This is a genomic window from Flavobacterium sp. (genome assembly GCF_044338735.1).
Taxonomy (GTDB): domain Bacteria; phylum Bacteroidota; class Bacteroidia; order Flavobacteriales; family Flavobacteriaceae; genus Flavobacterium.
Window position 1 is genome coordinate 1 of record NZ_JBIIWV010000004.1, and the last position, 12,781, is coordinate 12,781.

Sequence of the window (12,781 nt, forward strand, 5' to 3'; positions counted from 1 at the left end):
CCATTAATCAAATATTTATCTGCTTTCTTTGGTGTGATGTTACTATTGTAATTGTTCATTTAATTTATTTTAATGCCTAAATATAAAAAAAATACTCAAAAAACGAATTGAAAATGAGATATTTAACAACTGTTTACGTTCTATTACTAGTGCCAATCACCCATTATCAATTATCCATTATCCATTATCAATCATTCCTTGTTCAAAATCAATTTTTAAACATATAAGTCATATAAGTTAATTTAAGTTAGATGGCGCAGAAGTAAGTTTAAGTTCATAAAAGTGTAATTACTATCACTGAAAACGCTCTCGTGAACCTTGTGCCTCCCTTGTGCTCCTTGTGGTTAAACTATTAAACAACTCTTATAGTTGTAGCTACCCGATGAATAATTTTTAAACATATAAGTCATATAAGTTAGTTTAAGTTAGATGGCGCAGAAGTAAGTTCAAGTTCATAAAAGAATAATTAGCAATTTTCTAAATTCTAATTTCTGAATTCCATTATCAATTATCAATCACCGAACACTCCCCACTCACCACCCACTGAACACTGACAACCGACAACTGAATACTGACCACTCCCATCACCCATCACCCATCACGACCCCTAAACTACAAATCCCGAATCACATGCCTCACCACCCCCAAACACATCACCACATCTGATTCTTCAACCGCAATACTTGGATACGACGCATTATCAGGAACAAAAGCACGCGCCGCTTTATCGTACCGTTTCACTGTATAGTCCGTATGATTGATCGATACAATCGCAAGGGCATTATCCTGTAACTCTACATCCGAACGCACAATCATAACATCTCCTGGTAGCAACGTAGGCACCATCGAATTCCCCCGCACCTTAATCACAAAGGTACACGTAGGCTTACTCAAGTATTTCTCATCCAAGCTGATGCGCTTTCCTAGAAAATCCTCTGCCGGACTGGGAAAGCCTGCCTGTACCCCACCAAAATAATTCACATAGCGTTTCTCCCCATCAACGGCTATAGGTAAAAACTCCAACTCTTCGTTCAATTTAGGATGCTTTAGTAGCTTCATTAACTTACTTCTAATAATTCGTTCCAACTCGTAGTATGCCGTTTAGACAATTGCATTTGTTTCATTTTCCAACGCCTTTTCAGGTCGTTATTGGCAAACTTTACTACCTGACCATAACGCGTGTTCAAGGCATCTACCGTTTGCAACAACTCAACATGCTTCGGGTTTTCACTTTCAAACAAACCCAATTGATACGCTTCCGCAGTCGTTAAGTCGGTAACAATGACCCCTGCTTTTTTATACGATATACCCGATTTATATATTTTAGACAAACCCTCTTGTACCAGTCGGTTCAACTCAAACGTGCTATTAGTAGGATACGGCGTTTTCATAGTAATAAACCCACGATGCTGAGGCAAGTCTTTCCTAAAAAAATTAGAATACAAAAACACCATCACCACATTGGCGTGCGAATTTTGCTTACGCAACTTCTCCCCACAACTCGCTACAAACGTAGCCACACGCTCGGCTATATCCGCTTTTGCCGTGTACATCGTTTCAAACGAACGAGTAACCGCAATACTCTGTTTAGGTTGTACCGTTTCAAAGTCAATAGACGACACTCCTTGCAAATCATGCTTTAAGCGCAACCCTTGAACCGTCATGTGCTTACGCACCCAATCGTCGTGCAACTGTGTAAACTGATATGCCGTATGAATTTGTAAGGCCTTCAAGCGTTTACTGTGTTGCCTGCCTATACCCCACACATCTTCAATCTTGGTCCATTTCAAGGCTTTAATGCGTTTCTCTTCGGTGTCAATCACATAAACACTATTGGTTCGCTCAGGAAACTTTTTGGCAATTTTATTAGCCACTTTAGCCAATGCCTTTGTAGGCGCTAGTCCTATCGAAACAGGAATATGCGTATGCTGCTTTACTGTTTGCACCATTTTCAGCGCATGAGCTTCTAAATCAAAATGCACATCAAACCCGTTGAACTTTAAAAACGACTCATCGATAGAATACACCTCAATATCAGGCGTAAAAGTTGCTAGCGTACTCATTACCCTCGAACTCATATCGCCATACAACTCATAGTTAGACGAAAACACCTGTATGCCCTTCTCTTTAAACAACTGCGCATACTCAAAAGCAGGTGCCCCCATAGGAACACCCAGTGCCTTAGCTTCATTAGAACGCGCAATCACACACCCATCATTATTAGACAGCACCACAATCGGCTTGCCCAACAACGACGGATGAAACACCCGCTCACAACTGGCATAAAAGTTATTACAATCAACTAACGCAAACATGTATATAAAGAAAAGATCCTCAAATATACTCACCCAAAACCGTATAAAAAAGCATTGTTGAAAAGTTTAGCTTCGCTAGTCAGTCGTCAGTGTTCAGTCGCAGTGTTCAGTCGCAGTGGTCAGTCATCAGTAAAAGTAATAGTGTTTCATTATTAATTATTAATTATTAATTATTAATTGTCCATTATCAATTATCAATCACCAAACACTCCCCACTCACCACCCACTGACCACTGAGACTGACCACTCCCTAGTGAACCTTGTGCCTCCCTTGTGCTCCTTGTGGTTAAACTATTAAACAACTCTTATAGTTGTAGCTACCCGATGAATAATTTTTAAACATATAAGTCATATAAGTTATTATAAGTTGGATGGCGCAGAAGTAAGTTCAAGTTCATAAAAGAATAATTAGCAATTTTCTAAATTCTAATTTCTGAATTCCATTATCAATTATCCATTAATCAATTTTCAATTGTCCATCATCCATTATCAATTGTCCATTATCAATTATCAATCATTCCTTGTTCAAAATCAATTTTTAAACATATAAGTCATATAAGTTAATTTAAGTTAGATGGCGCAGAAGTAAGTTTAAGTTCATAAAAGTGTAATTACTATCACTGAAAACGCTCTCGTGAACCTTGTGCCTCCCTTGTGTTCCTTGTGGTTAAACTATTAACAACTCTTATAGTTGTAGCTACCCGATGAATAATTTTTAAACATATAAGTCATATAAGTTAGTATAAGTTAGATGGCGCAGAAGTAAGTTCAAGTTCATAAAAGAATAATTAGCAATTTTCTAAATTCTAATTTCTGAATTCCATTAATCAATTATCCATTAATCAATTTTCAATTGTCCATTATCAATTATCAATTATCAATTAATTCATCATCCCTTTTTTTTCTCCAAAATAATCCCTACTTTTGTTTAATTATTTATTATAAATGATAAACAAAGTGAAGCCAATCATCAGCGCACCCAATACCGACGTACCCTTAACCGAAAGCCAAATCGATAGAATCATTGAAATGGCATGGGAAGACCGTACACCCTTTGACGCCATTACCTTCCAGTTTGGATTAGCCGAAGCCGACGTAAAAGCCCTAATGAAAAAAGAATTGAAGTTTAGCAGTTATAAGTTATGGAGAGATCGTGTAGAAAACTGCAAGACCAAGCACAGCGCTAAACGTAGTGCTGATATCGACCGCTTCAAATGCACCAGACAACGCAGCATCTCCAACAATAAAATATCTAAACGATAAGTTATGGAAACCAAAAAACCAGACAATGTAGTGTATTCAGAAACAGAAGGCTACAATGCTAAATTAATGACCTATGCTACCAGTGTAGGCGCTCCCATAATACAAATAGACGATGTAGTTGCCTTTAAAAGCAGAGGCATTAGAAGTGTCAACAAAGAATTTGAAAACAAGTTCAGCGAACTCAAACAACAATACGAAAGCCTAATGAAGGAGTTTGAGTACAACGAACTCGTTTACAACGCAAAATTTGCCTTTGAACCCGTAATTGGAGAAATATACCACCTGTACCGTGGTGCAGATGGTACTAACTTTTTATCTCTCATTGCCCCTTATGAATGCGCCCGAGAACACCTTGGCTCTTTCAAACTCAACAGCGATAAAAAATGGGTTATTATTGAATAAAGCCCATGATATCTGTCATGCTGAACTCGTTTCAGCATCTTATTAACTCAACGAACGCGAAAGGATTAGCTTCGCTGAATTGTGTTTCGCGAACGAGCTTGGGACACATTTTGTTTTTTTTTACCAATTTACAAAATCTTCTTTTCCAAAATCAAAGACAGAGATTTCATCTTTATTATCCTTTGTAATATGCAATTTTATGTAGTCTTCAAATATATTAATATCACTTAGTGGTTTACAAGTATAACCCATTTCCAAATAACCAACAGGCACAGAAAACCAATACGAGTTATCAGAAATAGCAAATTGAAATAAATTTAATAATTCCCTAAAATCAACTTCATCACTTAGTTCAAAATTAAATTTACCTGTTTCAAACATATCAAACCTCCATGGCCTAACGCCACCTCTACCTGGTACTTGAGAACTCATAAACGAAACATCTAAATCATCGTTTTCAACTCTCCATCCATACCCAATTAAATTAGTTTCTTCGCTATATAATAAATAATCACAAAACTTAGGATTTATAGTATTAATTATAATCTTAGTATTTAATTTTGATAATTGTTTGTTTATTCTGTTTATCATTCTAGCAAATTTTAAAGTCAATATTATTTTAACTAATTTCTAATTGTTATTTATCCAACTCATCAAACTTTGCTTTCATAGTAGGATTTCCTTGTGTCAATTTTTTTATGGTTAATTCATCCGCTTTGTTATTGGCTAGGCGAAGATTGCTTTCGGACGACATTAATGCCGCTTTAGTTTTTTCTAATTCCTTGATGGTTTTGTCTATTCCTGCTATAGCCTCAGTAAACTTTCGACTTGCCAATTCATAATTTCTTGCAAATCCCTCTTTAAAACTATTCATTCTATCTTCAAAATTAGTAATGTCTATATTTTGACTTTTCACCAAAGCAAGTTCTGCTTTATATTGCATGGAGTTCATCGACGCATTGCGAAGTAAAGTTATAATAGGAATAAAGAATTGAGGACGTACCACATACATTTTTTGAAATTTATGTGAAACATCAACAATACCCATATTATATAAATCATTATCCGATTCCAGCGTAGAAACCAAAACGGCATACTCACACTTTTTTTCGTTTCTGTCTTTATCTAATTCCTTATAAAATTCATCATTTCTTTTTTTGGCAATAGTGGCATCTGCTTCATTTTTCATTTCAAACATAATAGAAATAATTTCATTTCCATGCACATCACTTTCCTTAAAAATAAAATCACCTTTACTACCTGTCTTTGAATTGTTATCTTTCTCAAAATAGGCATTTTGAAAAGCAGAAGAACGAAGTTTATTGAACTCAATTTCACAATGTTGTTCCAACGATTCCCCTATCATCTTTGTAGATAATCTTTGTTTCAAATCTACACGAAACGCAATTTCGTCATCTTTAATTTTGATAATTTCGTCTTTCGTTTTCAATTGAAGTGCGAAATTTTCATTTAAAGATTTTTCTTGTAAAAGTATTTCGGTTTCCTTAATCTTTAAATTATTTAACAAATCATCACGTTCTTTTTCAATCTTCTGAACAGCCATAGTAACAGAAAGTTCTTTCTCTATTTCAGCACTGTTTAATTTAGATTTAATTTGAGCAATTTCAGCTTCTTTAGCGGCTAGCTTCTCCGATAACTCTTTATCTTTTTTGTTTAAATCTTCTTGTAGCACACTTTTAAAATTCGCCTCGGCTAATTTTACCGCACTTTCTTTTTCATTTTCGGCTAGTTTAAGTCGTTTTTCTAATTCCTCTTCAAATTGATGGTCACGTACTTGCTTCAATATATCAGCAAAACCCGCCTCATCTATTTTGAATGCTTTTTTACAATTAGGACAAATGATTTCGTTCATGATTAATTAGATTGGGTTAATTATTATTTTTTTGCTTTTATCCAACTTTCTACAAACTCTTTTTTGTAAAGTTGAACTCTTTTCAACATCTTACAAACTTAACGAAAGCGAAAGGATTCGCACACGAGCGGGGCTCCATTTTGCTTTGTGCATGTTATGTTTATTTATTTAAAAATCCCAGTTCATAAACTAAATCCCGCTTAGAGTTGAAAAATTCCAAGTAACATTTTTCAAATTCCGAAAGTTTTTCAGGAAAACATTTACCAATTACAAACTTTAATTGAAACCATCCCGCATCCCACGCCTCGAGATTATATTCTGGATAATCATAAGAAATTTGCATTCGATATTCCATACTATCTTTGACAAGTTGAGTAGCTAGATCAAGTATTTTTTGAGCTTCATTAGATAAAGAGGTTTTGTCTAGCTCTTTTCTTAAGTATCGTTCACCAGCAAAACCCAATGTATCGTCGTAAAGCTCAGAGAATCCAATTTTATCAGCTAGAGTTTTCAAATCCGCATGATGCATAAAGAAAAATTGATTAACAATATTGTACTTTTTTCCCTTATATTTTATATCTCTTAGTGCGCTCACTTTAGCCTTCGGGTTGAAAACAGTCAATATTTTACAATCGTTGAGTAATTCACTGTAAAGCGCATGGTTCACATTTGGTGCTAGAAATTCGTCTTTTTGATTTGCCCAGTTTTCCATTGAGAAACCAAATCGTCTAGCCATAAAATTTGCAATTACTTTGTCAAAATATTCAGGCATTATCGCATAACCATTTCCATTGGAAAAAGGGCCTGAATAAATTCCAACTTGTCCTTCACTTTGGTAAATATTATTACCTCCATTATTGTAAAATCCTATTGAACCTTCAACAAATTTACCACGCCCGCTTTGTTTAATGTTAATTGAGCTTGAAAATTGAGGATAATCAATTGCTAAACTACCGTATTTTTTTTGAAAATCACCTTTAGTCCAATCCGATCCTGAAACACTGTGATCAGTATTGTAGACTGCTTTAATTCCACAATTCACTATTTCGCCTTGTTCAAAATCTTTGAGTATTAAATCAAATTTATCAATGCTAAGATCGTTAGAACCTAATTCCCAAACAGTAAAGGAGATCCCCCAATTCTTTGCAACATCAGCGAAATGGTTTGCGCTAAACAAAAAGCCTCCTAGCATTTTAAACTTGGATAAAAATTTCTCACGGAAACTCGAAAATGCACCGGAACTTAAAAAAGTGGGAGGAGCAAAGAACGCAACTTTCACATTGCTAAGATTCTCTTTTTCGACAAGGTCAACTATTCTTGCTAGAAATTGAGAATAGAGCTGTTGAGCAGCATAACCATATTTTTGCTCATTCATGAAGAGATTCATCTCTGTAATAGACATACCTTTTTTGTCAGCCCCATCTCCTTTTGCGCCATCCGCAGTTGCAGTGCCATAAGGTGGGTTCATGTAGAAAATAAGTCCTTCATTATTTTGAATAACATCTAATAATCGTCCAGGCAATTTTTTGTCTTTATGTTCTATTCCTAAACCATCTATTCCGTCATTCAGAAAATCATATTGAAATGAATGACTACCACTGTTATAATCGTTTGAAACATCAATGTCAGATTGATAGAGCGTTGAACAAAACAAATTATTAAAATGATAATCGCGAGTTAAATTTTTTGTTCCACAAGAGCAATCCCATACATTATAGACTGTTTTCCAATCCTCACCAAGCATCGAATCCATAAATTGAATCGCTTCATCGGCCCATATTGTTGGCGTAAAAAATTCACCACTTTTTCTTCGGGCAAGATCCTCAATAAGACGATCTTGTATCTCAGTAAATTTCCTTTTTTCTTGAGCTGAATAGTTTTCACCTTGGAAAAAATTAAAAAACGACTCAAAACGGCTAGAATGCACTTTTACACTATCGTGTGTTGGTGTGACAAGAATATTCTTTTTTTTCGGGTGTAAGTAGTAATCATTTGGTTTAGTAATACAACCAATAAATATCCCAACAAGGGCTTCAGCAGAATATTCATACAGATCTTTTTTTATGAGAATGTTTTGAATGAAGTCGTCAAAAATCCTACCTATGTTATGCTCATTTATTCTGACGTGAGGTTGAGTATCTTTATTTATTTTTTCAATGTGATCCATCAGTTCATGAAATGAACTATTAGAAACACTAACTACATGAGGAGTTACATTTGGGTCAGCTGCAATTTTCGCAACAATCGATGGATAAGTTTTTGCAGCTTTGGATGGTGCGATGCTCCAATCTATTTCTTCATCTAAATATTTTTGGATAGCATTGAAATGTATTGTAAACATTTCGTTGATATCACCAATAAAAATTATGTTCGGTATATCGATGTCATTACCATCAATCTCAAATTTTTTGATATAAAATATACATTGTAGTAGAGTCCTTGAAATTTCGAGGGGTTCTTTGTAATCCTTATCGTATTTGAATTCAAGAAGTAGTTTGAGTCTTTCAATACTGCTTTGTCGATAACCAACTTCTGGTAAGTCAAACAATAAAGAACTATTATTTTTAGTCAAGAAACCATCACATCCATAAGGTGAAGTTATATCAACATTATTCGGCCCATAAAAGTCAGAAAAGCACTCGCGGTAAATGCTTTCTACATCTTTTTCAACTTTCGCAGTCTGAAGTCTTTCTTTTAATGGGAATATTTTTTTTACCATATTCTATATTAAACATAAAGTTTTGCGAGCAGGCGCGTGTAACCCTGTGTTGCGCCTGCGGCAAGGTTATGGCGCTTGCACGCTGTTAAGTGTAGTTATTTGCTCCATCTATTAATTGCCCATTCTGCAATTATTGAAGATCTTTTTAATATTTCTTCCTTATCCCATTTCTTATATTCACTCGATAACTTTCTTGCAGATGCAAAAACAGAGTGCGTCTCAAATTCTTTACTTTTAACTTCAAATAAAGATTGTGATACAGATTGATTCATTTCTTTTGTAAGTGGAATTAAATTACCCCAAGTATGTAATAGCTCTTGATGATCCTTGTCACTAATTATTTGACTCCATTCGGTATTTAGTTTTTGTGGCATAATATGTTCAATCCAAAATTCATTTTTAGGATCATCTGAACCTAAACTTAAATCATATTCTTTTAGTAAATATTGACGTAAATGACTAGAGTATATATTTCGAGATAATATAGAAGTCCTGATTCTTGTATCGTCTGGCCATTCTACTGTATTTCTATTATTTATTACCTGTGTTAAACTTGTTGCATCAGGTTTTCCATTACAAGCATTCCATGCCGACCTAAAAATTCCAAGTAAACCGGTAGGTTCTAATCCAGCAATTGCTCTCCTCACCATAAAACTCTCAATTATTTTTATACAATCTATTGTGTCTTTTTCTGTTACATTACCTAATGTGTATTCATTTAACAACTTCATCATAAATGGAAAAACTGAAGTAGGGCATCTTGAAAAAACAAGTTTATCTAATGCTAATGAGACGGGTTTACTAAAACTGGCAGGATATTTACCAATACATAATGCTAAATATGAGTCAGAATAATCTTCTAATTTTTTTATTATCTCTTCCGGATTTGATACATCTCCCCATATTTTTCTAAGACCCCTAAATAAATCAGAACTATTTAAATTTGAGTCTTGTATTAAAGCATAAGGGAAAAAGTATTTATCAAAATAGTCACCTAATTTATTTCTAAACGGCAACCATAAATCTCTATGAATAGCTTCAGCTTTTGCAGAATCGTTTCCAATTTTAGAAAAAACCTCATTTCTTACTAAGTCACCTATTCCAATGGGAACACCTGAGTCATTTAATCCTTCAAAAACAGTTGTTGCAGTTGCAGGGTCTTTTAATAATATAAATACAAATGTTAATTTAGTTTGAGCAATACCAACAATTTCTTTTAAATGATCAATACCGTATTCATTATATCTTTTCTGTAAAAATTGTTTAATTCTATTAAATTGATTTATGTATTTCCCCGAATCAGACCCGCTTTTAGCTGGCAATTTGGCCTTGGTTCCTAGCCAATCAGATAAGTCACCTGAATTTATAAGCTGTTGAAATGCATTGCAAAATTGTCCCCTATCGGCAAATGAAGGAACTAATTTTGTATTCGTCCCTGACCACCAATCAATAATTAAATTAGTATTTATTATAGCTTTGGCGTAATCATTATAATTGTTTTTAGCAGCAACTGCGGCTGCAGCTAATACAAAAAGATATAGGGTTGATAGCCTTTGTTGACCATCTACAATTTCATAAGGTTGAGGCTCTGCAGGGTTTGCACTTCTTCTTACAGCGATTACAGCTCCTAAAAATCTATTGGTATCTTCACCATTTTGAATTATATCAATTTCCTCAATCATTCGTTTTAATTGCTTTTCTGTCCAAACATATTCTCTTTGAAACAAAGGGATTGTTACTTGAGTTGCTTGAGAAAAAAGTTCATGAAAACTCATTTCATGCGTATTGTCTGTTACTTTATTTTGTCCTAAACTCATATGTTTTTGATTTATTAATAATTACACCTAACTTATTTATATACGATAAAATATTTCGGGTATTCTGACGTTTTATACTCGCTACACAAAGTTCTGATTCGTTTTTTTATAAATCAAATATAGTATTTTTTATTTCTAGTTTATTTATAATCTAATAATTTATATATAAATTATTTCATCAAATGCATTTATAATTATTCAAGGTGTAATATTATACATTTTTTGTAAATGGTAAATAATATAACTCCCTAAAACGGCACCTCAATATCATCGCCTACAAAACTCGAAAAGTTTATGGTCTTTGAATTTCTCTTAGAATAACATTCCTCAATAAAGAACATGTCACTTGCAGCGTCAATAAATTTTATGGAAAAATTTTTACGGCTGTAGTTCGCGGTAAAGGTATAGATATATTCATTGGAGGTTTTACTTTTGCCATGTTTTACTTCAAAATGAGTGTCAAATTTTTCTAATTTGCTTCTAAAAATTACTTTAAAATTATGAAGGTAGAAGTTCATTTCTAATTTGTCTTTTTTTTTCGTGGGTACTGCTTTGAGGATTTGTTTAATCAAGTCTAAATCAAGTATACTAATCGCATGGACAAGGAAATTTTTACAATATTGTTTTTCTATTTTCATTATATAAATCGTATTAAATCTCCCCCAGAATTAAAACTACTTATTTCAACTGATTGCTGGGTTAATTCCTTTTCATATTGGGTATATTCAGCGCTGTCGATTATAGCTCCATTTAAGGTAATCATCTTCCAACTATTTATACCAATTACAAGCATACCGTATTCGGTGTATTCCGTTCCCACTCCAAAAAGAATACATCCATTCTCTAGCTTCTTATAATGAGGATGCAATGCGGGTCCATTTCGCTTTAGTGTTATTTTGCGATCGCCCATATCAACGATAATCGGTTTCTCATAAAATAAATCTTGGTATTCTTTAATTATTTGGGTAGCGGTTAAATGTTGTTCGTTTGTCATGGTGTTTTATTATTTGTTGATATTTACATTCTTAAGTTTGAGATAAATTAAAATCCCCACCGGTACACCAAATAGCAGACTCAACCCAAATAAATCATCCTCAGTCAAGTGTTCTAGGAGTGGAAGACTCACAAAACTATTTAACAACAATACCAAACACAAAACTACAAAGCTGAAGATGCAGCCCAACCAATAATTCGCTATCAAACTAAAGGTGATTTTGTAATAAGGGTTGGTGTGGTTGGTATAGCGTTCTATGTTATTGATAATCCATAAATGCATACCGTTAGGAATAGTGAGCAGCAAAACTGCTTTAGTGGAAACAGACAGGTCTTGAAACGCATAGAACGAGTCAAATAAAAAGCCATACAAATGCACAAAGGCACCCATAATTATTGAAACCATCAGTCCGTAAGCCGAATATTTTGCAAAAGTTTTAACATTTTTCATCAGGTTCAAGTTTTAGATTAATAATGCAAGGCAACATAGAGTTTACCGCGTAACAATTGGTTTTTTGAAGTGTGATAATCAAATTTGGCATTGGATTCCAGAAAACCATTCACCATAGCAAACGTCAGGTATTCCTCGTCTGTGGTGCAGTCAAAAATAACACCGGTGAGTTCACTTTTTGTACGGCCTTTAATGAGGGTAACTTCTTGTTCAAATAAAGATTGAGGTTTAAGTAATCTAATTTCCAAATCTTCGTCTGGGTAATCAGGAACTACCGTTGCCCCAGCAGGGAACAATCGGTTGGTGTTCAAGGTGTAAAGTACCATTTCTTGTTTGGGTGTGGCTTCTTGTATGACCACAAAATAGGCCTCTTTTTCATCAGGGCGGCGTTTGTATCTTTTAAAACGCACAATTTGTCCTTTAGTAAATGTATTGTCCATAATTAATTTTCGTTTATCATTCTAATGACCGTTGGTGTATTGTGTTGCAAGGCCACATTGAAAAAGTTAAAGTAACTGCCTTCGGCTAATTTTTCAATGACATCAATTTGTTTTACATTTTTTGGAAGTGCCGGAAAAATCAAACTGTAACGGTGAACTTGTCCGGCACCATTGAAATGCAATTTTGTGGGCGCAATAGAAATGTTTCTGGCCTCAATCAAGGGATAACGTGTTTCAGAATTAGCGGGTTGAATGTAACTCTTAGCATCTATTTGAATCCATCCTCCGTTGATGTATTTTTTGGGTGCGATGTACACAAAATCAATCTGAGTGTATTGCTCGTGCATGGTGATTTTGTCAATGCCCAAATACTTACAAGGTGTGCTTTCGGAAAGCGGACTTTTAAAGGTTTTTGCTCTTTTAATTACTTTGGTTTTTTGAAGCGTTTCTTCATTCATTTTTGTTTTCATACTAATTTTATTTTAAGATTATGGGACAAAGCTAAATA

General features: G+C 34.2%; 13 protein-coding genes. 2 read left to right on the forward strand and 11 right to left on the reverse strand.

Features of this window, described 5'->3' with window-relative positions; all coding sequences use genetic code 11:
• Window positions 1-612: 612 nt before the first annotated feature.
• Window positions 613-1,059 carry a LexA family protein gene (locus ACIQZC_RS00645; RefSeq protein WP_396137302.1) on the reverse strand — a complete coding sequence of 149 codons (447 nt, stop codon included), beginning with the start codon at window positions 1,057-1,059 and terminating at the stop codon, window positions 613-615.
• On the reverse strand, window positions 1,059-2,315 hold the full coding sequence (locus ACIQZC_RS00650) for a Y-family DNA polymerase (RefSeq protein WP_396137332.1): 1,257 nt from the start codon (window positions 2,313-2,315) through the stop codon (window positions 1,059-1,061). The genes ACIQZC_RS00645 and ACIQZC_RS00650 overlap by 1 nt, the downstream gene beginning before the upstream one ends.
• Window positions 2,316-3,260: 945 nt before the next feature.
• Here ACIQZC_RS00650 and ACIQZC_RS00655 point away from each other — a divergent pair.
• Together ACIQZC_RS00655 and ACIQZC_RS00660 are read left to right on the forward strand one after the other, a co-directional pair.
• Window positions 3,261-3,578 carry a TIGR03643 family protein gene (locus ACIQZC_RS00655; protein WP_396137303.1) on the forward strand — a complete coding sequence of 106 codons (318 nt, stop codon included), beginning with the start codon at window positions 3,261-3,263 and terminating at the stop codon, window positions 3,576-3,578.
• A gap of 3 nt (window positions 3,579-3,581) precedes the next feature.
• Window positions 3,582-3,980 (forward strand): DUF2452 domain-containing protein, encoded by a 399-nt coding sequence (locus tag ACIQZC_RS00660; RefSeq protein WP_396137304.1) that lies wholly within the window; start codon window positions 3,582-3,584, stop codon window positions 3,978-3,980.
• Window positions 3,981-4,100: 120 nt separating this feature from the next.
• Here the strand turns inward: ACIQZC_RS00660 and ACIQZC_RS00665 are convergent, their stop codons facing one another.
• The 9 genes from ACIQZC_RS00665 to ACIQZC_RS00705 form a co-directional block, all read right to left on the reverse strand.
• Window positions 4,101-4,571: a hypothetical protein gene (locus tag ACIQZC_RS00665; RefSeq protein WP_396137305.1), complete on the reverse strand. Its 471-nt coding sequence runs from the start codon at window positions 4,569-4,571 to the stop codon at window positions 4,101-4,103.
• A 46-nt stretch (window positions 4,572-4,617) separates the two neighbouring features.
• On the reverse strand, window positions 4,618-5,853 hold the full coding sequence (locus ACIQZC_RS00670; RefSeq protein ID WP_396137306.1) for a DUF2130 domain-containing protein: 1,236 nt from the start codon (window positions 5,851-5,853) through the stop codon (window positions 4,618-4,620).
• A gap of 160 nt (window positions 5,854-6,013) precedes the next feature.
• Window positions 6,014-8,572, reverse strand: a complete 2,559-nt coding sequence (locus tag ACIQZC_RS00675) for a hypothetical protein (protein WP_396137307.1) — start codon at window positions 8,570-8,572, stop codon at window positions 6,014-6,016.
• 95 nt (window positions 8,573-8,667) lie between these two features.
• Complete coding sequence (locus ACIQZC_RS00680; RefSeq protein WP_396137308.1) at window positions 8,668-10,389, reverse strand: DUF262 domain-containing protein; 1,722 nt, start codon at window positions 10,387-10,389, stop codon at window positions 8,668-8,670.
• Between the two features lie 248 nt (window positions 10,390-10,637).
• Window positions 10,638-10,907 (reverse strand): hypothetical protein, encoded by a 270-nt coding sequence (locus tag ACIQZC_RS00685; RefSeq protein ID WP_396137309.1) that lies wholly within the window; start codon window positions 10,905-10,907, stop codon window positions 10,638-10,640.
• A 119-nt stretch (window positions 10,908-11,026) separates the two neighbouring features.
• Entirely contained in the window at window positions 11,027-11,383 is a 357-nt protein-coding gene (locus ACIQZC_RS00690) for a hypothetical protein (RefSeq protein WP_396137310.1), read from the reverse strand.
• Between the two features lie 9 nt (window positions 11,384-11,392).
• A complete protein-coding gene (locus tag ACIQZC_RS00695; protein ID WP_396137311.1) occupies window positions 11,393-11,833 on the reverse strand; it encodes a hypothetical protein in 441 nt (146 codons plus the stop codon).
• A 17-nt stretch (window positions 11,834-11,850) separates the two neighbouring features.
• Window positions 11,851-12,273, reverse strand: coding sequence for a hypothetical protein (locus tag ACIQZC_RS00700; protein ID WP_396137312.1), 423 nt, complete (start codon window positions 12,271-12,273; stop codon window positions 11,851-11,853).
• A 2-nt stretch (window positions 12,274-12,275) separates the two neighbouring features.
• A complete protein-coding gene (locus ACIQZC_RS00705) occupies window positions 12,276-12,743 on the reverse strand; it encodes a hypothetical protein (RefSeq protein WP_396137313.1) in 468 nt (155 codons plus the stop codon).
• Window positions 12,744-12,781 lie beyond the last annotated feature (38 nt).